At 42.5% G+C, this 25,318-nt stretch carries 23 protein-coding genes and 2 tRNA genes; 18 read left to right on the forward strand and 7 right to left on the reverse strand.

Going from position 1 to position 25,318, the window contains the following annotated elements; translation table 11 throughout:
* The first annotated feature begins 426 nt into the window (after positions 1-426).
* From BQ2633_RS01690 to BQ2633_RS01765, 15 genes are all read left to right on the forward strand, one after another.
* A complete protein-coding gene (locus BQ2633_RS01690) occupies positions 427-1,164 on the forward strand; it encodes a peptidylprolyl isomerase (protein ID WP_075567129.1) in 738 nt (245 codons plus the stop codon).
* A gap of 33 nt (positions 1,165-1,197) precedes the next feature.
* Complete coding sequence (locus tag BQ2633_RS01695) at positions 1,198-2,052, forward strand: SDR family oxidoreductase (RefSeq protein ID WP_075564737.1); 855 nt, start codon at positions 1,198-1,200, stop codon at positions 2,050-2,052.
* A gap of 94 nt (positions 2,053-2,146) precedes the next feature.
* Positions 2,147-2,797 carry an HAD family hydrolase gene (locus BQ2633_RS01700; protein ID WP_075564738.1) on the forward strand — a complete coding sequence of 217 codons (651 nt, stop codon included), beginning with the start codon at positions 2,147-2,149 and terminating at the stop codon, positions 2,795-2,797.
* 200 nt (positions 2,798-2,997) lie between these two features.
* Positions 2,998-3,070, forward strand: a tRNA-Gly gene (locus BQ2633_RS01705).
* Positions 3,071-3,104: 34 nt separating this feature from the next.
* Entirely contained in the window at positions 3,105-4,082 is a 978-nt protein-coding gene (gene pfkA / locus BQ2633_RS01710; protein WP_075564739.1) for a 6-phosphofructokinase, read from the forward strand.
* A 17-nt stretch (positions 4,083-4,099) separates the two neighbouring features.
* Positions 4,100-5,632, forward strand: a complete 1,533-nt coding sequence (gene atpD, locus BQ2633_RS01715) for a F0F1 ATP synthase subunit beta (RefSeq protein ID WP_075564740.1) — start codon at positions 4,100-4,102, stop codon at positions 5,630-5,632.
* Between the two features lie 5 nt (positions 5,633-5,637).
* Positions 5,638-5,901 (forward strand): hypothetical protein, encoded by a 264-nt coding sequence (locus BQ2633_RS01720; protein WP_075564741.1) that lies wholly within the window; start codon positions 5,638-5,640, stop codon positions 5,899-5,901.
* 393 nt (positions 5,902-6,294) lie between these two features.
* A complete protein-coding gene (gene atpB / locus BQ2633_RS01730; protein WP_075564743.1) occupies positions 6,295-7,380 on the forward strand; it encodes a F0F1 ATP synthase subunit A in 1,086 nt (361 codons plus the stop codon).
* A gap of 122 nt (positions 7,381-7,502) precedes the next feature.
* Entirely contained in the window at positions 7,503-7,745 is a 243-nt protein-coding gene (gene atpE, locus BQ2633_RS01735; RefSeq protein WP_009752057.1) for an ATP synthase F0 subunit C, read from the forward strand.
* 34 nt (positions 7,746-7,779) lie between these two features.
* Entirely contained in the window at positions 7,780-8,292 is a 513-nt protein-coding gene (gene atpF, locus BQ2633_RS01740; RefSeq protein WP_075564744.1) for a F0F1 ATP synthase subunit B, read from the forward strand.
* A 43-nt stretch (positions 8,293-8,335) separates the two neighbouring features.
* On the forward strand, positions 8,336-8,899 hold the full coding sequence (locus BQ2633_RS01745; RefSeq protein WP_075564745.1) for a F0F1 ATP synthase subunit delta: 564 nt from the start codon (positions 8,336-8,338) through the stop codon (positions 8,897-8,899).
* A gap of 35 nt (positions 8,900-8,934) precedes the next feature.
* Positions 8,935-10,518: a F0F1 ATP synthase subunit alpha gene (gene atpA, locus BQ2633_RS01750; protein ID WP_075564746.1), complete on the forward strand. Its 1,584-nt coding sequence runs from the start codon at positions 8,935-8,937 to the stop codon at positions 10,516-10,518.
* 76 nt (positions 10,519-10,594) lie between these two features.
* On the forward strand, positions 10,595-11,458 hold the full coding sequence (locus BQ2633_RS01755; RefSeq protein ID WP_075564747.1) for a F0F1 ATP synthase subunit gamma: 864 nt from the start codon (positions 10,595-10,597) through the stop codon (positions 11,456-11,458).
* 310 nt (positions 11,459-11,768) lie between these two features.
* On the forward strand, positions 11,769-12,404 hold the full coding sequence (locus BQ2633_RS01760) for a phosphatase PAP2 family protein (RefSeq protein WP_075564748.1): 636 nt from the start codon (positions 11,769-11,771) through the stop codon (positions 12,402-12,404).
* Positions 12,405-12,502: 98 nt separating this feature from the next.
* Positions 12,503-12,739, forward strand: a complete 237-nt coding sequence (locus tag BQ2633_RS01765; protein ID WP_075564749.1) for a YecH family metal-binding protein — start codon at positions 12,503-12,505, stop codon at positions 12,737-12,739.
* Between the two features lie 220 nt (positions 12,740-12,959).
* On the opposite strand, the gene smpB is transcribed toward BQ2633_RS01765, so the two are convergent.
* Positions 12,960-13,439, reverse strand: coding sequence for an SsrA-binding protein SmpB (smpB, locus tag BQ2633_RS01770; protein ID WP_075564750.1), 480 nt, complete (start codon positions 13,437-13,439; stop codon positions 12,960-12,962).
* Positions 13,432-13,941, reverse strand: a complete 510-nt coding sequence (locus BQ2633_RS01775) for a DMP19 family protein (protein ID WP_075564751.1) — start codon at positions 13,939-13,941, stop codon at positions 13,432-13,434. The genes smpB and BQ2633_RS01775 overlap by 8 nt, the downstream gene beginning before the upstream one ends.
* 185 nt (positions 13,942-14,126) lie before the next feature.
* Here BQ2633_RS01775 and BQ2633_RS01780 point away from each other — a divergent pair, with 185 nt between their 5' ends.
* The 3 genes from BQ2633_RS01780 (at position 14,127) to dnaG (ending at position 18,319) form a co-directional block, all read left to right on the forward strand.
* Complete coding sequence (locus BQ2633_RS01780; protein WP_075564752.1) at positions 14,127-14,909, forward strand: dihydroorotate dehydrogenase electron transfer subunit; 783 nt, start codon at positions 14,127-14,129, stop codon at positions 14,907-14,909.
* 137 nt (positions 14,910-15,046) lie between these two features.
* Positions 15,047-15,952, forward strand: a complete 906-nt coding sequence (locus tag BQ2633_RS01785) for a dihydroorotate dehydrogenase (RefSeq protein WP_075564753.1) — start codon at positions 15,047-15,049, stop codon at positions 15,950-15,952.
* 183 nt (positions 15,953-16,135) lie between these two features.
* Positions 16,136-18,319, forward strand: coding sequence for a DNA primase (dnaG, locus tag BQ2633_RS01790; protein ID WP_075564754.1), 2,184 nt, complete (start codon positions 16,136-16,138; stop codon positions 18,317-18,319).
* 646 nt (positions 18,320-18,965) lie between these two features.
* On the opposite strand, the gene BQ2633_RS01795 is transcribed toward dnaG, so the two are convergent.
* From BQ2633_RS01795 to BQ2633_RS01815, 5 genes are all read right to left on the reverse strand, one after another.
* A complete protein-coding gene (locus tag BQ2633_RS01795) occupies positions 18,966-19,598 on the reverse strand; it encodes a DUF4468 domain-containing protein (RefSeq protein ID WP_075564755.1) in 633 nt (210 codons plus the stop codon).
* A gap of 286 nt (positions 19,599-19,884) precedes the next feature.
* A tRNA-Asp gene (locus tag BQ2633_RS01800) sits at positions 19,885-19,958 on the reverse strand.
* 128 nt (positions 19,959-20,086) lie between these two features.
* Positions 20,087-21,700 (reverse strand): RagB/SusD family nutrient uptake outer membrane protein, encoded by a 1,614-nt coding sequence (locus BQ2633_RS01805; RefSeq protein WP_075564756.1) that lies wholly within the window; start codon positions 21,698-21,700, stop codon positions 20,087-20,089.
* A 12-nt stretch (positions 21,701-21,712) separates the two neighbouring features.
* Positions 21,713-24,559, reverse strand: coding sequence for a SusC/RagA family TonB-linked outer membrane protein (locus tag BQ2633_RS01810; protein ID WP_346047965.1), 2,847 nt, complete (start codon positions 24,557-24,559; stop codon positions 21,713-21,715).
* A gap of 71 nt (positions 24,560-24,630) precedes the next feature.
* On the reverse strand, positions 24,631-25,224 hold the full coding sequence (locus tag BQ2633_RS01815; protein ID WP_075564757.1) for a 3'-5' exonuclease: 594 nt from the start codon (positions 25,222-25,224) through the stop codon (positions 24,631-24,633).
* Positions 25,225-25,318: the final 94 nt, after the last annotated feature.

Consider the following 25,318-nt stretch of genomic DNA (forward strand, 5'->3'; position numbering starts at 1 on the left):
TTGTCTCCCACGTTTTAACCATATCCCTCCATTCTTTTCGTCAAATAAAAGGAGATTCTTTCCCAATCCATCGCAACACTTTGCCAACTATCGCAAAAGAAAGCTTATTTCAATCTCCTTTTCCTTTACAACAATCATCGACACACTAGTTTCTAACGCCTTTATCACAATATTCGAGGTCTAGTTTCAAAATTATTTTTGTCATTATATTTCGCCACACACATACAATAATTAAGATTTACAAAGCTACATCCAGAGATTTATTATGAGGAATTAGGAAAGTCTATACGCTTGTTCCTAAGGACAACACGATTGTTTTTTACAACAGCAAAATAATACCCAAACATTGCATAGGTTTGCACCGCCACACATTTGCTAAATTGAAGACAAATGCTTATATTTGCAGAAATAACTAGATACTCCAATATGGCAACAATAAACATCAACACTCCCTTTGGAGATATTAAAGTGCGTCTCTATGATGAAACGCCAATTCACCGTGATAATTTTCTAAAATTGGCGCAAGAGGGCTTTTATAATGGTACTCTATTTCACCGCGTCATAGAGAACTTTATGATTCAAGGCGGAGATCCAGATAGCAGAGAAGCTACACCAAAACAAATGCTCGGCACTGGTGATTCAGGCTATACCTTACCTGCTGAGATTGTTGCTGGCTTGTATCACAAACGAGGTGCATTGGCAGCCGCGCGAATGGGAGATGAAATGAACCCTAATCGAGAATCTAGCGGAAGCCAATTTTATATTGTTTGGGGACAAAGCTATAATAAGTCGAAGCTGAAACAATTAGAGAAGCAAATGCTCCAACAGATGGAGCAACAAAGGTTTAATGCTTTAGCCGCTTCCCACAAAGACGAAATTATGAACTTGCGACGTAACCGCGACCGCGAGGGGCTGGCAGAATTGCAGGAGCGTTTGCTCCAACAAGCTCAACAAGAAGTGAAAGCAAAAGCACCGCTGTTTACCAAAGAAATGTACCAAATGTATGAAGAAACCGGAGGTACCCCTTTCCTTGACGGCCAGTATACTGTATTTGGAGAAGTAACGCAAGGACTTGATGTGGTAGGAAAGATACAGAGTGTCACCACCGGTATGGCAGATCGTCCCGTACAAGATTTGAAAATTCAAGTATCCATCGAAGACTAACCCTTCATTTCCCAACTAGTAACCATTTAGAAAATGAAGATACTCATCACAGGTGCCAATGGATTCGTTGGTTGCCGAGTTGCACGCTTCTTAGGGATGTCACACCAAGTCGTAGCTTTGAGCAGCAAGGATTTGGACATCACAGACATTGACGCTGTATATTCTGTCGTAATGGACCACCTCCCTAAAGCGATTATCCATTTGGCAGCACTTTCAGACCCTGGATACTGTCAACAAAACCCTGATGACAGTAAAATCGTCAACGTTGAAGGCACCATCAATGTGTCACGCGCAGCGGCTGCTGTAGGTGCGAAAATGATTTTTGCAAGTTCTGACCAAGTGTACACTGGACAGCTCGGAGAGGAGCCTTTTAACGAAACTTTAGCACTTTCACCGGCAGGAGTTTATGGAAAACATAAATTGGAAGCAGAAACAGCGATGCTCTCTCTTCTACCCAATGCGGTGGCCCTCCGCCTTACTTGGATGTATGACATTCCTGCTTCGCCTCTTCGCCAAAATCAGGGAATACTTGTTCGCCTGATGAAAGCAGCAGAAGAGCAACAGCCTCTTTATGTATCTACTCAAGAAACACGTGGAATCACTCACGTATGGGAAGTGGTACGTAGAATTGAAGGAACGATTGGTCTGCCTGGTGGCGTCTATAACTTTGGAGCCACAAACGAAGTCTCAACCTTTGACACTTATCGTGCAGCAGCGCAATTCTTAATGACCACAGGGTTCATAGAGATGGAACCACACGATTTGGTACAACCCTCAGATGCCCCACACAGAAGCCTTAGCATTTCCCTTGCTAAATTGGAGCGCTTTGGTTTAACCTTCCCCAACAGCATTGCAGGCCTACGCACTGCTTTATTACATAGTGTGTAACAGTCCCTTTATTGTTATAACTGTAGTACAATAAGCTTAAAAGCTATATCGTTTTGCTGGAATATAAGTCTTATACTTCCAATACCTTCACCCTATGATTCGAACTGTTCTTTTTGACCTCGATGGCACATTGTTAAATACATTGACCGACTTGTCTAATAGCGTAAACTTTGCGCTAAAGGCGCACGAGTTGCCCGAAAGAACCGTTCAAGAAATTCGTGCATTCTTGGGTAATGGCATCCGCAATCTAATCGAAAAATCCGTACCATTCAACACCTCTGTAGAAGTGCTTGACAAGGTTTTTCAGAGTTTCAAAACTTACTATTTGAAACATGGATTAGATTATACTACCCCATATGTAGGAATAATGCCACTTCTTGAGAAGCTCAAAAAGGAATCATTTAAGATGGCGATTATCAGCAACAAAGTAGATGCAGCTGTACAACAACTAAACACTCAATTTTTCGCTGATTACATGGATATCGCAGTTGGTGAAAAACCTAATGTAAAGAGAAAACCAGCTCCAGATAGTGTACTTTTTGCTATAGAAGCTCTCGGTGCACAACCGGATACAACATTGTATATCGGTGATAGCGAAGTAGACTATGAAACAGCACGTGCAGCAAGCGTGAAATGTGTACTTGTCACTTGGGGATTTCGTGACGAACACGACTTGAAACTTTTAAAATCAGACTTTTATGCGAATTCTCCGGAGGAATTATACAACATCATCTCTAGTAGTTAGTCAGGGAGTTTATCGCTTTCCAATAGCTGTCTAAGTACTTCTAGAATAAAGAAAAGTGTTATATAGGCTTTTCGACTTCACAATCTACCCAATATAACATAGTATATTCTTTATTTTAGCACAAACGAGACAAAAAAATACCTTTAGATTTTTTTTTTCTCAGAGAAAAGAGTAAATTCGCATCTGAAAGAATAAAAAACGCGGCAGTAGCTCAGCTGGTAGAGCATGGGCTTCCCAAGCCCAGGGTCGCGGGTTCGAGCCCCGTTTGCCGCTCAGAACGAACTTGTTTATATTATTCCCTCTATATATGGCTAAAATTAGATGCATCGGTGTGTTGACATCTGGAGGTGACGCTCCTGGTATGAATGCAGCAATTCGTGCGGTCACAAGAAGTGCTATTTGCAATGGATTCAAAGTAAAAGCAATCTATCGTGGCTATGAAGGTCTGATGAAAGGTGAAATAAAAACCTTTACGACAGAAGACGTTTCAGGTATCATTCAAACAGGTGGTACAATACTCCGCACAGCTCGCGCAGCAGAATTTCGTACTCCCGAAGGTCGTAAGCGCGCCTATGACACACTTATTAAAGAGGGCATTGACGCACTCATCGTAATTGGCGGTAATGGTTCACTTACTGGGGCTATGCTTTTGGCAGAAGAATATGACTTCCCTTGCATTGGCTTGCCTGGAACCATTGACAACGACCTATATGGCACCGACAACACGATTGGTTATGACACTACGCTCAACACGATTATGGACTGCGTAGACAAGATTCGTGATACAGCAAACTCACACGAACGCATCTTCTTTGTCGAAGTTATGGGACGTGATGCAGGGTTTCTTGCTCAAAACTCTGCTATTGCAGCAGGTGCAGAAGTAGCTATTATTCCAGAAGACACAACTGGAGCAGACCAGCTCATTGAATTCATGGAACGTGGTATCCGTAAATCTAAAAGGAGTTGTATAGTTATCGTTAGTGAAAGCCCCAAATGTGGTGCACTGCACTATGCAGATCGCGTAAATAAAGAATACCCAGAATTTGACGTTCGCGTGTCTATCTTAGGACACTTGCAACGCGGTGGAAGACCCTCCGCTCTCGATCGCGTTTTAGCCTCGCGCGTGGGTGTAGGTGCAATTAACGCCCTTGTGCAAGGTCAACGCAATGTAATGGTGGGTATTCGCAACCACCAAATCGTTTATGTTCCCTTCATCGAAGCGGTACAGAAGCGTAAAAACATGGATCCACAACTAATTAAAGTTCTCAACGAACTGAGCATTTAATAAAGACATTCACGGATATGAGCACTCATATTGGATATATCTCTCAAATCATCGGCCCTGTAGTCGACGTTTATTTCCCTACGGATGAAAAGAATGCAGCAGAAGTGTTGCCCAAAATCCACGATGCCTTGGAGGTTACACACCCTGATGGCCGCACACTTGTCATCGAAGTGCAACAGCACATTGGTGAAGATACCGTGCGCACAGTCGCTATGGACAATACAGACGGATTAGCACGTGGCTTGGAAGTTCGTCAAACAGGTATGCCTATCTCAATGCCTATCGGCAACCAAGTTAAAGGACGTATGCTGAATGTAATCGGCGAGACCATTGACGGTCTGAATCAAGTGAGCAAAACTCCAGAGACAGCCTACCCCATTCACCGCGAAGCGCCCAAGTTTGAAGACCTCAAGACAAGCCGTGAAGTACTCTACACAGGTATTAAAGTAATTGACTTGCTCGAACCTTACATGAAAGGTGGTAAGATTGGTCTTTTTGGTGGTGCTGGTGTGGGAAAAACCGTGCTTATCATGGAGCTGATTAACAATATCGCTAAAGGCCATGACGGTTTCTCTGTATTTGCAGGTGTAGGTGAACGTACTCGCGAAGGTAATGACTTGCTACGCGAAATGATTGAATCAGGCGTTGTCAAATACGGTGAAGCATTTACCGAAGCCATGGAACGTGGTGAGTGGGATCTTTCAAAAGTAGATTACAATGAAGTAGCCAAGAGTCAGGCGACCTTGGTGTATGGTCAGATGAATGAACCTCCCGGTGCTCGTGCCTCTGTTGCACTTTCTGGTCTTTCCATTGCAGAATCTTTTAGAGATAGTGGAGCAGAAAGCGGAAAAGCAACTGATATTCTTTTCTTTATCGACAATATTTTCCGTTTCACTCAAGCTGGTTCTGAGGTTTCGGCTCTTCTCGGACGTATGCCTTCTGCTGTAGGTTACCAGCCTACCCTTGCATCTGAGATGGGTGCCATGCAAGAACGCATTACCTCTACCAAGAATGGATCTATTACTTCTATCCAAGCGGTGTATGTACCTGCGGACGACTTGACTGACCCTGCTCCTGCAACTACTTTCACCCACTTGGATGCTACGACAGTACTTTCTCGTAAGATTACAGAATTGGGTATTTATCCAGCTGTGGATCCTCTAGACTCTACGTCACGTATCCTTGACCCCAATGTTATTGGTCAAGCACACTATGATTGTGCACAACGTGTAAAGCAAATTCTTCAGAAGTACAAAGAACTCCAAGACATCATTGCCATCTTGGGTATGGATGAACTTTCTGATGAAGATCGCCAGACAGTTAATCGCGCTCGCCGTGTACAACGCTTCCTTTCTCAGCCGTTTACAGTTGCAGAAAAGTTTACTGGTGTGAAGGGGGTTATGGTACCCATCGATGAGGTCATCCGTGGTTTCAACATGATTCTTGATGGAGAAGTAGACCACCTACCCGAACAGGCATTCCTTAACGTGGGTACAATCGACGACGCGATTGAAAAGGGAGAACGTTTGCTCTCTCAAGCTAAATCCTAACCAATATGGCACAGTCTAACGAACTTCAAGCTGTTGTGATTTCTCCAGAACGTACGCTCTATCATGCAAACGTTGAAGCACTGATTGTGCCTGGTGAAAAGGGACAATTTGAAATACTTCGCAACCACGCTCCTCTGATTTCTTCTCTTACCGCAGGTACAATAATATGCCGTGGAAACGAGCCTTTTGAAATTCACATTATTAGTGGATTTGTAGAGGTTAAAGATAATGAGGTTACTCTGTGCGTAGAAGTAGACAATAGTCTATGATTAGAATTCTTCGTTTCGGATGTTTATTAGCATTGGCGCAGGTTATCTTCGGGGTCATTCTATTTTTTATTGAGCTTTGGACAATGAATGTCTCAAACTTTGAGATTGCCCGTTCAATAATTCTGGCTTCTGTAGTATATTTTGCCTTCACATTGCTGGAGGTGTCCATAGCAAACGCGCTGAAAAACAGGGATTCCTCCTATTTCATTGGAGTTAATCTAGTTTTTTCCCTACTGCGCATGATACTAACGATTGTGATTCTTTTTATATGCAAGCGGAATGATAGCTTTAACTTCGTGCTAATCTTCATCAACTTTGCAGCGTTTTATATACTGACTTTAGTTTTTTCTGCTTGGCATCGTACAAAATTGAGTACACAAATAGATTCGACTCATGACACATCGCATTAAATATAACTTATTGCTCTTCTTCGCGCTGGCATTTGGGCTATTTCTACCCAAAACAGCTTTTGCCTCTACAGAAGAACATAAAGGCGAAATCAATGTATCGGAGTTTGTCCTAGAGCACCTAGCTGACTCTTATGAGTGGCACATCACAACCTGGGGCAACAACCATATTTCGATTCCTCTCCCTGTGATAGTAAAGGGCGAAACATCTGGTTGGCATGTCTTTAGTAGTGAACGCATAAAAGAAGCTGCAAAAGAAGGGAAAGATTATCAAGGATTTTTCTTCTCTCCTCAGCACCACAACAAGATATATGAACGCCTTCCCAATGGTGAGATTGTTAAACCATGGGATATTTCTATCACGAAAAACGTGATTGAGATTTGGCTCGTTGTTTTTATTCTTTTGGCTATTTTCTTGACGTGTGCAAGATGGTATAAGAGAAATGACGGCGTACGCCAAGAGGCGCCCAAAGGTTTTGTTGGTATGATGGAGATGTTGGTGATGGCGATTCACGATGATGTGATAAAAAGCTCCATTGGAGAAAAGCATTATCGCCGATATGCTCCATATCTCCTCACCGTGTTTTTCTTCATTTTTACGAACAATCTTCTAGGGCTTATCCCAATATTCCCTGGTGGAGCCAACGTAACTGGCAATATCAACATTACATTGTTCTTAGCTGTAGGCACAATGCTGATGGTAAACCTCTTTGGTAACAAAGAGTATTGGAAAGAAATCCTTTGGCCAAACGTTCCTTTGTGGCTTAAGATTCCACCAGTGATGCCGGTAATTGAGATTTTTGGTATCTTTACTAAGCCCTTTGCTCTGATGATTCGTCTTTTTGCCAACATGATGGCAGGACACGCTATCATCCTCTCCTTTACCTTCGTGATTTTCATGACATGGCAAATTAGCACTACCATGGGGTCTATCTTCACTGTGTTTAGTTCATTGCTCATGATTTTCTTGAACTGTCTTGAACTCTTGGTGGCTTTCCTTCAAGCCTACGTTTTCACACTACTCTCTTCTGTCTTTATTGGCTTATCTCTGCCAGAACACCACGAAGACTAAGAAGTAAAAGACATAATTCCTTTGTAGTTGCTGCTAATGGTATAAGCATTACACTAGATTTACAAAGAGATTTTCCTAAAGTAACAAACTCAAATAGTATAACTCACAAAACATTTACAACTATGATGTTATCACTTCTCGAAGCAACCACAGGTTTTGCTCAACTCGGTATGGCACTTGGTGCTGGTCTCGCAACTATCGGTGCTGGTCTTGGCATTGGTAAGATTGGTAGCTCTGCCATGGAAGCTATTGCACGTCAACCAGAAGCAGCAAGCAAGATTATGACCAACATGATCATTGTTGCAGCTCTTGTAGAAGGTGTTGCTCTCTTCGCTGTTGCAGCTTGCGCATTCCTCATCAAATAAATAGAATTCTCATTTCATCCAAAGACAAATAAGTATGGAGTCATTGAACTTACCCTCCATCCTCACCCCTGATTTTGGACTTCTCTTTTGGATGTTGGTAGCTTTCGTGGCTCTCTTTCTCCTCCTCGCTAAGTTTGGATTTCCTGCTATCACAAATGCTGTAGAAGCACGCAAGAACTTTATCGACGAAAGTCTGCAGAATGCTAGAGCAGCAAACGAAAAACTAGCTGGAATCCAAGCAGAAAGTGAGAAAGTGCTGCGAGAAGCACGAGAGAAGCAAGCTGAAATTCTAAAAGAAGCAGCTGAAACTCGCAATGCCATTGTCGCGGAAGCAAAGTCACAGGCTGCAGAAGAAGGAGCAAAACTCCTTGCAGAAGCCAAAAAACAGATTCAGGTTGAGAAAGCCAATGCTCTGCTCGACATTCGTGCCCAAGTAGCAGACCTCTCCATGCAAGTGGCGGAGAAACTCGTGGGTCGCGAACTTGAAAAGAGCGAGGCACAGACCTCCTACATCAACGACATCCTTGATGATGTAGAGCGTAAGTAAATAGAGTGACCAGTTAAAACACTCACAACCTAGTATTAAAACGATGAATACAGGAATCGTTGCCTCACGTTATGCTAAAGCTCTGCTTCGATTTGCAGAAGATAATAAAGAGGAAGCTTGGGTATATCAAGAAATGCTTCAGTTACATAGGAGCTTTCAACAGGTAAACACCTTGACAGCTACCCTTCTTAATCCAGTCTTCAGTAATGAAAAGAAAGTAAAGTTGCTTACCGCAGCTTCACTTTCTCCAGAATGCAAAGAAGCATCAACGTCAACACGTCGATTTCTACAACTAGTTGTCGAGAAGAAGCGCACAGAAATAATGCCTTTTATCGCAACGTCTTTTGTACACCAATACGAACAGGCAAAACAAATCACCCGCGCAGAAGTAATCGTTGCTCAGCCTATAACGGAAGCAACAGAGGAACGTCTTCGCAATATCGTTGCCAAACGTACAGCAGGAGTTGTAAATCTTGACGTTCGCATAGATCCAAGTCTCCGCGCCGGCTTCATCCTTCAATATGATGACAATCGTATGGATGCAAGTCTACGTGGAAAAATAGAACGCCTGCGACATCAACTTCGTCTGCCAAGTCGTGCCCAATAATGACATAGGCATTCTATCTTAAAAACAAAAAGAATATGCCCAACAATATCCAACCAGGTGAAGTGTCTGAGGTGCTTTTGCAGCAGCTCAAAGACCTTTCCGTAGACCAGAAATTTGAAGAAGTGGGCGTTGTCCTCACCATTGGTGATGGTGTGGCACGTATCTATGGCTTGACTAAAGCTACAGAAAATGAACTTCTCGAATTTGAGAATGGTGTAATGGCAGTTGCCATGAACTTGGAAGAAGACAATGTCGGTGCTGTACTCCTTGGTTCCTCCGAAGGTATTAAGGAAGGCCAAAGCGTTAAGCGTACAGGTCGTGTAGCTTCCATCATGGTGAACGAAAACATGCTGGGGCGTGTCATCAATCCTCTCGGACAACCACTGGACGGAGGTGGCGACATAGAAGGCGAAAAGTACTTAATGCCACTCGACCGCAAAGCTCCTGGTGTGATTTATCGTCAACCTGTTACTGAGTCTTTGGCCACTGGTCTCAAGAGTGTAGACTCGATGATTCCCATTGGTCGCGGACAACGTGAGTTAATCATTGGCGACCGCCAGACAGGAAAGACTGCAATTGCCATTGACACGATTATTAATCAACGTGCTAACTTCGAAGCAGGTAACCCAGTCTACTGTATCTATGTAGCCATTGGCCAAAAGGCTTCAACAGTTGCCAATATCGTAAACATCCTCAAAGAAAGAGGCGCGCTTGAATATACAACAATAGTGTCCGCCACAGCTGCAGAAAGTGCTGCATTGCAATACTATGCACCAATGGCAGGTGCTGCTATCGGTGAATTCTTCCGTGATCGTGGTAAACACGCTTTAGTAGTATACGATGACTTGTCTAAACAAGCCGTTGCTTATCGTGAAGTATCTTTGATTCTTCGTCGCCCTTCAGGTCGTGAAGCTTATCCTGGTGACGTCTTTTATCTCCACTCACGTCTTCTAGAACGTGCAGCAAAGATCAATAACCAACAAGAAGTAGCAGAGCAAATGAACGACCTTCCTGAGTCACTCAAAGGCTTAGTTAAAGGAGGAGGCTCACTAACTGCACTTCCCATTATTGAGACTCAGGCAGGTGACGTATCAGCATATATTCCTACCAACGTAATTTCTATTACGGATGGACAGATTTATCTTGATACCAACTTGTTCAACCAAGGTTTCCGTCCTGCAATCGACGTCGGTATCTCTGTATCTCGTGTTGGTGGTTCTGCCCAGATTAAATCTATGAAGAAGGTGGCAGGTACTCTGAAGATTGACCAAGCACAATATCGCGAACTTGAAGCCTTCGCTAAGTTCTCTAGTGACATGGATGCGGTGACAGCTATGACAATTGACCGTGGTCGTAAGAATAATCAGCTGCTCATTCAAGCACAATACAGTCCAATGCCCGTTGCAGAGCAAGTTGCAATTCTTTATTGTGGAACCAAGGGGCTACTGTCACAAGTACCCCTTGAGCATGTCAGAGATTTCCAAGAACAATTCCTCAATGTTCTACGCGCCTCTTACAAGGATAGCGTTCTTGCTTGCTTGGCATCAGGCCAACTTACTGACGAGATTGAAACTACCTTGAAATCGGTAGCTGCTGATGTTACAGCACAATATGCCTAAACAACGCGACCAGCACATAGATTTATGGTGAGTTTCTCACCATAAATCTTAGCTGTGTCACAACCCTACTCTATTTATGGCCTCACTAAAAGAAGTAAAAACCCGAATATCTTCTGTCAATAGCACACGAAAGATTACTAGTGCCATGAAGATGGTTGCCAGTTCCAAGTTGCACCACGCACAACAGGCCATCGAACAAATGCGCCCTTACGAGGAAAAGCTCAGTGGCATCATGTCTACTTTCGTTTCCTCACTCGAAGGCAATATAAGTTCACCATACGCAGAAGCGAGAGAGGTACAACGAGTGGCTGTGGTTGTGTTTTCCTCTAACTCAAGTCTTTGTGGTGGATTCAACGGTAACACGCTTAAAAAGGTCAAGCAAACCCTTGATAGCTTCGAACAACAAGGGATACAAGTAACCAAAGTTTACCCTATTGGTAAAAAGATTACAGAAGGACTACGCAAAATAGGTTATACTCCTGCGTGCGATTTGTCTTCTTGCCTAGATCATCCCCAATATGTCCCTATTGCAGCCCTTTCAGCAGAAATAATGGAAGAGTATGCCAAAGGCGAAATAGATAAGGTGGTTTTGATTTATCATCATTTCAAAAGCGCTGGAAGCCAGATCCTCACTGAAGAACAATTTCTTCCCATTGAATTTCCTCAAGATGAAGCTGAAGACCAGAATCTCAACTTCTTAGTTGAGCCTCATCCACAGCACCTTCTTGAGAAACTCATACCACAGTCACTTCACCTCAAGCTCTACTCAGCAATGCTTGATAGCCTTGCTTCAGAGCATGCAGCCCGTGTAATAGCAATGCAAGTGGCTACAGACAACGCTGATGAGCTGCTCCGTCAACTGACTCTGCAATATAACAAGTCACGCCAACAAGCAATTACTGCAGAACTACTAGACATCGTTGGTGGTTCTTTGCAATAATCCGACTTCTTATTTTGGAACAAACATAGAGTGGGAGAAAGCTGTAACCACAAAACCTACAGCTTCTCCCATTTTTGTACTAATACATTCAAGCTATTCGTGTGCAATTTAGTACAAGTAGCAGACATTAGCTTGATTGTGCTTTTAGAAAAGGGATTAGATTGTAAAGAACTACAATCTTACCTACGGGAGGTTGTCGTCACACATATTGCATTATAGCGACAATGCATTTCCGACTTTAGATGCCACAGCACTCCACCCTATTGAAGAAGCGATTTATTCAACATAAAGGAAAACGCAAACACTCAGCATGGATCAAGCTATCACTCTTTATTTCAATGGCAGTCATTCACTCTATCTTGACGTCTTTGCTTGGAGTGCCACTCACATCCAGGTATGGATACCCTTTTTATTGGTGATAATATATGTCCTTTTCAAGGAACACGACTTCGCCCACTTCTTCTTTATTCTTGGAGCTGCTATTTTCTGTGTGGTTATCTCCGATCAAGTAGCCTCTTCTATCTTCAAACCGCTAATAGCTCGCTGGCGCCCCACCCATAATCCTCAGATTATGCACTTAACCGATGTCGTAGGGGGGTATCGCGGTGGTTACTTTGGCTTTTTCTCCTCTCACGCAGCTAACACATTCTCCATTGCGACCTTTCTGTCTCTAGTGTTTCGCCATCGAAATGTCAGCCTTTCTCTCTTTGCATGGGCAGTTCTTAATTGCTGGACTAGAATATATCTCGGTGTTCATTACTTTGGAGACCTGCTAACTGGGGCTATTTTTGGCAGTTTGGTTGCCTATCTTGCCTTTAGAGTGTATTGTTATTACTTTAAAGATGCCACTTCTTTTCCCTATACACGCAAGCAACTAAAGCACATCCCTATGGTCTTCATACTAACCCTTTGTATTCTTGCAACTCCATGGAGACTTATCTACTAGTTTTCAGAAAGGAAATCCAAATCACAAGGATATAAGCAATCATCTTCATTGAACTCAAACATTCAACTCAACATACACAACTCAACAAACTTAACAACATGGAATACCACGCACACGAGGTTCTTGGCATGATGCTAGGACAAACCTTCACAGAAGAGTCTCTTCTTGCTGCAATGCGCAACACTTTTGGCGATGACGCTACATACTATAGTTGCAGTCAAAGCGACATGACTGCCGAACAACTCCTTGCATTCTTGAAGAGTAAGGGCAAGTTTGTAGAGGTTGAAGGTGGTTTCACCCTCAACACTAGCCATGGTGGCGGTTGCGGTCATTGATTTTTGACGAATCTAAGAACATTTGTAAGAAATCTGCAATAGAAATTCTAGACAAATCCTAACATGATTAAGGCACGAAAAGTAGCCAACATTGCATTTTCTTCCATTACGCTCCGTTAATCTCTGTTTATTTACAGATTTGACCATTCACACAAATGAAAAAACGTCTCTGATTCTAGCAATCAGAGACGTTTTTTCATGTTTCAAGCAATCTTACTCCTTAGAATCGTTTGATAAATCGATCAAGCTCGCGTTTATCATCACGTTCACGGATTGAAGCACGCTTATCAAATTCTTTTTTACCACGACAAAGAGCGATATCCAATTTCGCTAATCCCTTATCATTGATAAACAAGACCAGAGGTACAATGGTATACCCTGGAGACAAGGTGTCATTTCTAAGATTGTGGATTTCTTTCTTGTTAAGCAACAACTTTCGATCTCGACGTGTTGCGTGATTATTGTAAGTGCCGTAGCTATATTCCGCTACATACATATTCTTCACCCACAACTCATCATCGTGAATAAAGCAGAAAGTATCTACCAAAGAGGCTTTACCTTCACGAATACTCTTGATTTCTGTACCCGTCAATACAATGCCGGCAGTATACTTATCTATAATTTCATAGTCAAACGTAGCGCGCTTATTCTTAATTCTTATGCGTTGCAGCTTGACCTTACCACCTTTTTGTTTACTCATAATTATCTATCTCAATAAAATCAAGGAGATGCTCATCCAAATACTGTGCTACACGTGTGGTATACTCCTCTTCATGTTCCATGAACTCATCATCTAAATCATCGAATTCAGGGAAGCGTTCATAGAGTCCCATAAATTCTTCGTCAGAACATGTTTTTTTAATCTCCTTGCCATGTAGTTCGTAGAGTTCGCGTCCCTTGTAAATCAACTTAGACAAATCCTTCAAGCCCCACAATCGCATAGCCTTAGCAAAAGGATTCAAGAAGAAGAAGTCACCATAACCATTATGAATAAGCTGAATGAAGCCACCATCACACAGTTCATCTCTAAGCAAAATATATGCCCATAATGTTATCTGTTCACCAGACAACTTCGTCATAGCTTCTGCTGTTAGTTCATGTCCTACCTCTTCTTGGAAAGCATTTACGACAACTTGAAGAAAGTCATCCATTCCAGCCTCGGCTGCCTGACGAAGAGCTGCATCTTTTACTTTTATCTTCATGATTCCTTATTGACTAATTGAAGTTTCATCCTACTATAGTCCAATACTCAAAAAATAACTGGCATTATATAACCCTAGCTTAGGACTTTTATTCTACAAAGATACAGAAATCCCACCATACTCACCGCCTATTAACTCAAAAAATCGTATCTTTGTCAACAAGCTAACCCTTTTCTCGCTTTCTAATGAAGAAATTTGTAAAAGACCTACGCGTGGAATCTATTGATTTCTTAAGAGAAGACTATATTCTACTGCGATTATTCGATCCAGACCAAGACCTACCTCCTATGCAACCCGGACAGTTTGTTCAAGTTGCGGTAGAAAATTCTCCAACAACATTCCTTCGTCGTCCAATTTCTATCAACGATGTTGATGTTGAACGTCACAGCTTCGACTTACTCATACACATGGTAGGTGATGGAACACGAGCTCTTAGTAAACTCAGCACAGGACAAAGTCTCAATTGCATCTATCCTTTAGGAAATGGGTTTGATGTCCCTCCCATCTCAGAAGGAAAGAAAAAGTACCTTCTTGTAGGAGGTGGTGTAGGAACAGCGCCAATGTTGCTCTATGGTCGTCAGCTTCTTGAAGCCGGTCATGAGCCTGTGTTCTTGTTAGGCGGACGTTCACAACGTGATCTTCTAGAACTAGATCGTTTTGCGGCTTTTGGTCGTGTATTTACAACCACTGAGGATGCAACAATGGGAGAGAAAGGCTTTGTAACTCATCACTCCATTTGGAAGAATGAACAATTCGACTGTGTTGCAGCATGCGGTCCCAAACCCATGATGCAGGCTGTAGCCAAAATGGCACGTCAATATGATACCCCATGCTTTGTGTCACTTGAAAACCTCATGGCCTGCGGAATAGGTGCCTGTCTCTGCTGCATTGAAAAGACAGTAAAGGGAAACATTTGCGTTTGCACGGAAGGACCGGTGTTCTCTACCAACCAACTCACTTGGGAATAAGGAACACTTAAATTAGATATCGAAGCTCGATTTAACATGCTTACCACTTCTGCCTCTAAAGTTCTCTCTCCACATACGTTTATACAACAAGCCCTTTAGAATCTTACGACCAACATCTCACTTCTAACGTCTTCTTCATGGCTCATCTTAATGTAAATATAGGCAACCTTGCCCTTAAAAATCCGGTTCTTACAGCATCAGGCACCTTTGGTTACGGCCTTGAGTTTGCCGACTTCATCGACCTCAATCGACTAGGTGGTTACATTGTGAAAGGAACTACCCTGCTCCCCCGACAAGGCAACGACTATCCTCGTATGGCAGAAACCCCTCAAGGAATGCTCAACTGCGTTGGGCTTCAAAATAAAGGCGTAGATTATTTTGCAGAACACATATATCCTCAAATCAAAGACTACAATTCTGCAGCGATTGTCAACGTTAGTGGCTCTTCCCCAGAAGACTATGCAGAATGCGCAGCACGAGTAGCAGCTCTAGACAATATTCCTGCCATTGAGCTTAATATATCTTGCCCAAATGTCCACGATGGCGGAATGGCTTTTGGAGTCACTTGCTCTGGCGCAGCTTCAGTAGTAAAAGCCGTGCGCGCAGCTTACCCCAAAACTCTAATCGTTAAACTATCGCCTAATGTCACCGACATTGCAGAGATAGCACGTGCTGTAGAAGCAGAAGGAGCTGATTCTGTATCTCTCATCAATACGCTTATGGGGATGAGCGTCGATATTGAACGCCGACGCAGCAACTTAAGCATAGGTACAGGTGGTCTTTCCGGTCCATGCGTTAAACCAGTAGCGCTCCGCATGGTACATCAAGTGGCAAAGGCTGTAAAGATACCCGTAATTGGTCTTGGGGGTATCATGAATGCCACTGATGCCATAGAATTTATGATGTGCGGTGCTACTGCTATTCAGATTGGTACTGCTAATTTCATTGATCCAGCTGTCACCATCAAAGTTATTGACGGCATCAATGCTTGGTGCGATAGCCATGGGGTGAAAGACATTCACGAAATCATTGGTGTCATTTAGCTTTGTAAAGGAGCCTAGCGAAATATAGAAAAACTATACACTACTAACCTACCATCAAACTTTAAATTTGTCCCCTGCTCAGCAAATGAGAAGGGGATTTTTCTGGCACACATTGCCGAAAAGTTGTATCTTTGTAGTTCATTACTGTTCCCTCCCTCCAAGGATAAAGCACAAATATCCCTAATGATAGATAGAAGTACCATAGACCGCATCATGGCTGCCGCCGACATCGTAGATGTTGTGGGCGAATTTGTCACGCTACGCCGTTCAGGTGCCAACTATAAAGGGCTTTGCCCCTTCCATGATGAGAAGACACCTTCGTTCATGGTATCACCTTCTAAGCAACTGTGTAAATGTTTTAGTTGTGGAAATGGTGGGAACGTGGTAAAGTTCGTGATGCAACACGAACAAATGACCTACCCTGAGGCCCTTAAGTGGCTGGGAAGACGCTATGGTATTGAAGTAAAAGAGCGAGAGCAAACAGCAGAACAAAAAGCCGCTGCCACCGCTCGTGAAGCGATGTTTGTCGTCAATGAGTGGGCTAGGGACTACTTTGTTGAAACTCTCCACAATAACGTGGATGGTCTAGCCATTGGTATGAGTTACTTCCGCCGCCGTGGTCTTCGCGACGATATCATCCGCAAATTCCAACTGGGTTATTCTCTGGAACAGCGAGATGCATTAGCGCAAAAAGCACACGCAAAAGGCTTTGAAGAGAAATACATTGAAAGTACAGGCTTGTGTTATCGTACTGAAGACGGAAGACTTCTAGACAGATACCACGGACGTGTTATCTTTCCTATTCATTCTGTTTCAGGGCGTGTCGTAGCTTTTGGTGGGCGTATCCTAAATCAAGAACAAAAAAACGTAGGAAAATACGTCAATTCACCTGAGTCTGAGATATATTCTAAGAAACGCGAACTCTACGGACTCTATTTAGCCAAGCAAGCCATCGTGAAACAAGATCGTTGCTACTTGGTGGAAGGTTATCTTGACGTAATCTCCATGCACCAAAGCGGTGTTGAAAACGTAGTAGCATCTAGTGGTACTGCACTAACTCCAGAGCAAGTGCGTCTAATCCACCGATTTACGAACAATGTTACGGTGCTCTACGATGGCGACGCAGCTGGTATTCACGCCTCGCTTCGCGGTATTGACATACTGCTCTCAGAAGGCTTGAACATCAAAGTTATGCTTCTCCCCGAGGGTGAGGACCCAGACAGCTATGCACAAGCCAGAACGCCCGAAGAGTTCCGCAAAGATTTAGAAGCGAACGAAGAAGACTTCATTCAGTTCAAGGCAAACTTGCTACTCAAAGATGCTAGTCGCGATCCTATGAAGCGTGCAAGTGTGATTACCGATCTCACTCGTAGCATCTCTGTTATTCCAAGTGATATCGTACGACAAGTCTATATTCACGATTTAGCTGGGCGACTTAATATTGATGAATCTGCCATTGTCAATGAAGTAGCAAAAGAAATTCGTAAACGAAAGGAAGAAGCGCATTCACGTACTAACCACACTCCCCCGTCAACTTTTTCTCAAGCATCCACGCAAGGTCTAAGCCAGCAGGCGGCAGCTCCCATAGGTTCTGCGTCAAGTTGCGATATCCCATTGGAAGCTTACGAGCAGATGATGCCTCCCCCAGAAGCTATTTCAGGCTCTTACGACGCACAACGAGCAACCTCTTCTTTATCACCCGCTACTTCAGATCATAAAGGAAGCGTATCAGGTTCAACTATAAATTTAGGAAAAAGTAAAGCTCAACAACATCTCATAGCTTGTGAGCTGCAGCTAATACAATTAGTTATACGCTATGGACAATTGCCTACGCTAGCTCCGCAAACAGAAGTTGAAACTCCGTGGAGTGCAGCACAAAAAGCCCAAGCAACGGAAGTTGTTGCAGATAGTCCTTTAGTAGCGCCTTTCATTTTAGAGGAATTGACAACTGACGACATTCATCTTCAACTGGATAAACATCAGCAGATTTTGGAGGAAGCAGTACAACAGACCCTCGAAAATCCAGACAACTTCAATTCACGCGACTACTTTATCACGCATCCTGATCAAGAAATCAATCGCTTAGCAGCAGAATTGGCAGACGATCGCTATCCGCTCTCCATAGAGCAACAAAAAGCTTATGTGCCCGAGGAGAAACGACTAGTAGATATTGTTCCGCGAGTAATAAATGATTACAAGCATGCTATTCTTGGGGTACAAAAAGAGGAAGTCCTCCTAGCTCTTCGACAACCAGAACTGCAGCAACAGCCAGAAAAAATGAATGAATTGCTCAAGCAGCTCATTGAAATCAATGAACTTGAGAAACAGTTTGCCAAAGTACTCGGTGACCGTGTCCTAGTACGTTAAGTTAACCCCGCTAGCTTTCACGAGCAAGCGGGGATTATATTTATTACGCCCCACAACCAAAGTTGTGAAGATACGCTACCCCAACAGCTAGAAAAGTAGAAGGCAACTTGGCAACCGCAGCGCGAATTTCAGTAAAGAACGGTATTGAGATGATTCATTTGCGACGAAATCGCAAAAAGCAGCCTAGTACCAGATAAACAGTCGTAAGTTTCCGAAAAATCTCAGAGTTTTTTCGGAAAACGTGGAAGAAATTTTGAAGATGTCCGACGTTTTTCTCGAATCTACGGAGAAAATGTGTGCTGTACTAGACATAGCCCAAATCCCAAGGGACAATGCTAATTGGTTATCTGTAGTCAACGTAAGACATAGCAAGAAACAGCATTCCAAAAACCAATCATTCATATAAAACAACAAACAGCTTTGCAGATTTCTGTCATCACTCATACTAACTAATCGAATTATCATACTATAAGAATCCCCAAAATCTACAAGCACCACCTGAACCTATCTATAGAAGAAGACAGCGCAACAACTGGTGATACCCATTTGTTGCGCTGAAAATATTGAAAATCTGAAGCATCTGACTTCTGTAAATCAAAGGATATAGAATGTATTACTCTAAATAGAAAAGAGATATAATTGATTGTTACTCTTCAACGACGCGGACAAACTTGAGTCCACATGCTCTTCCTGCTCCGCGAAAGAGTTCGTTCTTACGATCAATCGTGGCTACTCTGAACTTTTTACTAGTACCACGGCGCAATTGAGTTCCATTCTTCTTCAAAGCTTCTTTATCTGTAATCCACTCTTCTGCTAGCATCACATTGTCTTGTCCAGGAGTTGTCATAGGTTCATAAATATAACGTAAGCGAAGCAACGTTACTTTGAACTGTCCCTCTGAAACTTCAAAGACCAAATGGTAGAAAAAACGTGCAAAGTCAGAGACAAGCGCTGTACGCTTGAACCAAATGGTTTCTTCGATTGAAGCTGCTATAACACCTTCTTGAGGAGAAAGCTCCATAATACGAGATTGTGGAAGATGATTCTCACCAGTCACAATGGATTCCGTATATTTTTTTAGTGCCTCGAAGATATCAGCCTTTGATTTTCCGGGTACAACAAATGTTTCTTCAAAAACCACTACCCCATTTTTCTCTGTAACAGCCCCATTTAGGTAGTTGTCTGTAGTTACGATAGAGGCTTTATCAGTGGATTGCGCCCAATTATTGAGAGATCCACCCAAGAATAGAGCACAAACAAGGAAAAGTATCTTTTTCATATGGCGGTTTATTTTTCTGACAAATATACGATTTCTTATTGAAACAGACGAACCTGCTTGCGATATATTTGTTTATTTAATGCTGGCTTAGCTGTTTATGGTATTTCTTACGATAGCAAGATGAAACTTGAACATGTTGCACATCAAATAAAGTGAGCTGAACACTGGCCCCTCTACAATCACAAAGTATAAAAAAGAATCGTTGCAGATACCACATCTACAACGATTCAAAGGGAATTTCTAATACATTAGCAGCTCTTGAATGAGCAATGCTTGCAAATAAAGGCGGTGCGTACGGGACTCGAACCCGTGACCCCATGCGTGACAGGCATGTATTCTAACCAACTGAACTAACGCACCTCGGTTTTGCAACGCAAAAATACTCATTTATGCTGTAATGACCAAATGTTTTCTCCAGTTTTTATCAAGTACAAATAGAGCTTCTGTGCAATGCATTAGTATAACACCATGTAAACTACACACATTGCTCAATATCCTGGATTCTGGTTCCACAAGTGATTCATTTGCAAAATACGAGCTGGAATAGGGAAAACGGTGGTATAACCATTAGATTCTTTTTCCAATTGGGGGCGTTCTTCGTAAGTCAAATGAAAACGTCCGAAGCGTATAAGGTCATATCGGTGTGTTCCTTCCCACACAAGTTCCAGCATGCGCTCCTTCAACACATCCTCTAAAGTGGCATTTGAAAGTCCAGACAAACCTACACGATTTCTCACAGTGTTGAGCGCCTCGTCTCCATTGAGGCCTTGACGAATGAGCGCCTCAGATCGCATTAGTAAGGCATCAGAATATCGATAAAGCACGATGTCATTGTTCTGCAGTTTACCATCATCAAAGGCGGTACGGTCTATCTCATACTTATACATTCTCGCACCTGCTGTTTTCTCATAATCAGAACCTGTGAGTTGCATACGAATTTCTTTGGGACAATAGACTAGACTTTCACCATTAGATTGCTTTATATATTTCCCATCCACTTTCACTGTATCTGCAAAGAAATTCAATGTAAAGCGAGGGTCTTGCTCGGAAGTTCCATAGCCAAAAGCTGAAAGTGTGGTGAGAGTAGCACTACTTCCATTTTCTGCTCCTCTGCCTAAGGCACTACCATGAATATAGTGCAACGTGCGGAAGAGATTTTTGAATAAGGTGGCATAAAGCGTCTTATCCATGGGTATAGTATATATGTTCTCTTGAGAATGCTCGTTGGCAACTGCAAAGTTGTCTGAGTAATTGCGCTCTAGAATATACCCAGCAATAGCAAGAGAATCACAATAAGCCACAGTCGTTTGCCAAGCATTGAGCGACTTTTCTCCCACTTGAAACTGAATAGTTGCACCATCGGGGCGTTGCTGATCAGTCCAATTATCGTCCATATACACCTCTGAATTTAGCGCTAAACGAGCTAGAAGGAAATGCACGACGGGCTTTGTGATACGTCCATAGTAGTTACCCAATAAGTTGCTACGAGAAGACGACAAATTGGGTAAAGATGATAGCAACTCATCTACGACAAAGCGAAAAACTTCACTACGAGAGCGTTGCTTCATCTGATCTAATTTCGTACCAGTATCAGTCACGATAGGAACTCGTCCAAACAAGTCCATCAACTGATAATAAAAGAGCGCACGAATAGCTCTAACTTCAGAGCTATACGCTTTCTTTTGTTGGCTCGTCAGTAGATACTTATATCTTTCTAAAATCTCAAGGGAGTGATTGCAAAGCATCACAGAGCGAAAGAGATAATTCCACATGCTATACAATTCTGGGTCAGCAGCTGTCCACTTGTGCAAATATAGATTCTGCCAAAACCCTCCATCATACCAATCACCTCCTCGAATAGGAATCATTGCTTCGTCGGTAGTAAAGGTGTTGTAATCATACACTCCACGATAAGTACCTTGCAAGCCTTCTCCATCTTGCGCACCACCAATGTTTACATATAGAGAAGCTACAGCAGTAAGATAGAGATTAGTAGCATTGTTCACAGCTCTTTTTTCATCGAGCTGCCCATTTGATTCTGTAGTTAAACAACTGCTTAGCAAGACTGCGCCAAACAGTAGGGAAAGATATCGTAACTTCATGACACTAAGACGTTAGAAATGAACGCTGAGTCCAACAGAATATGTGCGATATACAGGGATAGAACGTTTGTCATCTATACCCATTGTCGCGTTCAGTACATGACTATTGATCATTGGACTCAAGCCACTATAAGAAGTAATTGTCGCAAGGTTATTTACACTCAGAGAAAAACGCAATCCATGCACATAACGACTATGAACAGGCACGTTCCAACCCAATGTGACATAGTCTATAATCACGTAATCTCCTGATTCTAACCAATAATCAGTCGCAACTTGGTCTTCTATCTGTCCAGAAGGCGCAGATTTCATAACGTTGTAGTCCGGAAAACTAGACATGTTCATGTAAGACAAAGCAGTACCATTGAAAATCTTATGGCCAAATGCACCGTTCACTTGCACAGCTATATCAAAGTTACGATAACGAAGAGAGACATTGGAGCCTACCATAAACTTTGGCATTGCTTGTCCTGCTATGTAACGGTCGCCACTATCTGAGAGATCAATGTTATCATCATTGTTCAAATCGGCAATTTCATAATGGCGCTTACCTTTAGCATCTGTTAATAAGCCTGTGCTGTGAGGTAAATAAAAGACGCCTAATGGTTGACCTACTATTTGGTATAGTACATTATTGTTACCTCCATGAAATCCAGCTCCGTTTAGTCCCCCAACACTGGTGATTTGAGGAGCAGTCAAAGGGAATCCACGATAATCACCATCGAGAGAAAGCAACTTATTTCTTGACCATGAGAGATTTAGATTGAGATTTAATTCCCAATCTCGATTTTGAAGAGGTGTTATGCCCAACCCCACTTCAAAACCTTCGTTGCGCATACTACCATTATTTGCTAAAAGTTTATTTGTTGTAAAGGGAGGTATAGGAACATCATATTGATAAAGCATATCATATATGTGAGCACGATAGTACTCAGCCGTAAACAATAAGCGATTGGTCCACCACCCCATCGAAAATCCAACATTGTAAGTACTACGCTTCTCCCAAGTCAAATCAGGATTTGCATTCTTTGCCATACTTAATGCCACAGTCGGTGTACCATTATAAGATACTATCCCTTGAGGCTCTAATCGCTGAAAAGTACTATAGGCACTGATACCTCCGAGATTACCAGACAGACCATAACCAGCGCGCACTATAAGTTGAGACAACGGAGTGTAATCACGGAAAAAAGGTTCTGCTTTGACATTCCATTCTCCTGACACCGAGGGGAACATGCCCCAAGTGTTGTTTACTCCTACGAGTGAGCTGCCATCCCATCGACTACTTAATGCAACCGTATACTTATTATATAAACTATAGCGCACATTGAATAGGAAAGAAGCTAGGCGAGGGCTTTCATCATAACTCAACGTACCACCATACGGTCTTAAAGCGGCAAACGCTAAGTTATCATACCCCACAACATTATAATTGAAACCTCGAACTGTCGTTCCAAAGGAACTTAGATTTTTCTCTTGATATTCGCTAAGGAATTGAGCTTTGATGTGGTGGAAGCCAATGGTTTTATCAAAATCTATAGAAGCGTTCAGTAACCAGTCTTTATGCTTTTCTTCTTTTCTGACTGCCATGCCTTGAGCTGCAGTCCAAGTTGGATAAAACCCCGCATTTTCAACGGATGTAAAAGTATAAGCCCCAAAAAGTCTCATCGTAAGCTCTGGCCAGAGTTGAGCTCTAAGCGAAAGATGGGTATTAAAATTCTGATTAAATACCTCATCCTTAACACGAAGTCTTGCTTGTGGCGGCGCAATTTGGTTAGCAGTAGGATTTATAGCCCAACCATTACCATTCCACTCCGAAGATAATGTGGGATTCTGCGTAGCAGCCGCGTAAAACAAGGCTTGTAGATCTGCTATATTACGGTTACTTTGAGAAGAACCAAAGATGCCAAAATCTATAGTCAAAAATTTATCAATAGCTAATTGAGTGAGATCAAGCTTTGCCACATAGTTATTGTAGCCAATATTACGAATTACCGTCTCACGGCCAGTATATGCCACAGAGGCACGATAATTCGACTCGGCAGTTCCACCAGAAAACGAAACGTGATGGTTGCTTACACTTCCCACCCGGGTTGGCAATGCAGTATAGTCTACGTTTTGTCCACCATTGATATAGGATAATCCAAGTTGTTGGGCTGTCCTGACATATTCAGACGCAGAAAGCATCTCAATATTCTTATAAACACTCTCCCATCCCCAATTTCCATCATACGTAATCTGGAACTTTCCATCGCGTCCTTTCTTCGTAGTCACAATAATCACCCCCGCTGCACCACGAGAACCAAACTGTGCTGTTTCAGATGCGTTTTTTAGCACTTCAAACTTCTCGATATCAGAAGGATAAATCGTACTAAGTGTAGAAAGGTCTGAAGATATGTCATCAATAATCACCAAAGGATTATTGCCACCCATGATAGAGGAATTACCGCGAACGCGAACACTACTAAGCATTGCCAATCGCTCTGCACCTCCGCTACCAACATTCACACCTGCTATTTGACCAGAGATAGCCCCAATCGAACTATTTAAAAGCCCTCTGTTGAGTTGTTCATCTGAAATCTTAGTTTGTAACTGCTTTCTCCATGTATGAATCTTATCTCCAAGAGAAAGCACTTGCAAACTATCAGCAGATAACAGAGAAACACTTGAGACTTGAGACTTATTCTTGAGCTTTTTATCCAAGAGACTAGCAGCCTGGGGCAATGCACTCGCCTCGTCTTCTACATAACAATGCTTAGCATATTCGATACTAGCAGCTACATTAGTTTCCTGGTGAGCAGCAAGAGCAAGTGGACTTACTCCTAAAATAGAAGTAAGAACAAGAGTTGTTGTTGTCATCTCAAAGGGTATTATCATCGGATGTATCCATCTATCATAGAGTATATTGTACTTGTCAACAGTTTGTGGTCCTACAACCTGACAACACCTCTACGAATCAACTCGAAAAAGCATTCTTTGGTAGCAACAATATCCGCCATTGCATCGTGTGCACCATCAAATTCTTGACCGAAAAGCTTGGTGTATAGTTCCATCAATTTGGGCCATTTGGGACCAAAACGTCCGGGAATATTACAATATTGAATCGTAGCTTGCATGGTACAAAGCGTAGGACGAGCAAACATGATACGAGAGTCATAACCTAAACGCACATATTCTGCTCCAACGATGTGCAAATCATAATCTAGATTGTGACCAATCACACATTCTGCTTGGTTAAGATCTGCACCGAAGGCAAAGATAACATCAAGCAATGGCTTACCATTCTCAAGGGCAAACTCAGTGGTTATGCCATGCACGTCTGAAGCAGCTTTAGGAATTTCAAAACCATCTGGACGAACAATATGGTTTCCCTCTGACAAAATGCGACCTTCTGCATCAGTCAAAAGCCATCCAAGTTGAATGAGCCGAGGCCAGTTGTCTGTATTGGTGCAAGGGGCCTTGTAATCTTTGGGAATTCCCGTAGTTTCGGTGTCAAAAAAAAGATATTTTTGGAAGTTATTCATGGACTATCTATAAAAGTGATGTAGAAACAACAAATTGAGATTGTATGTACTTTGCTGCAAATATCCAAAAAAATGCTGAGAGAAGCAAGAACTC

The sequence above is a fragment of the Ihuprevotella massiliensis genome (assembly GCA_900095835.1).
Taxonomy (GTDB): Bacteria; Bacteroidota; Bacteroidia; order Bacteroidales; family Bacteroidaceae; genus Alloprevotella; species Alloprevotella massiliensis.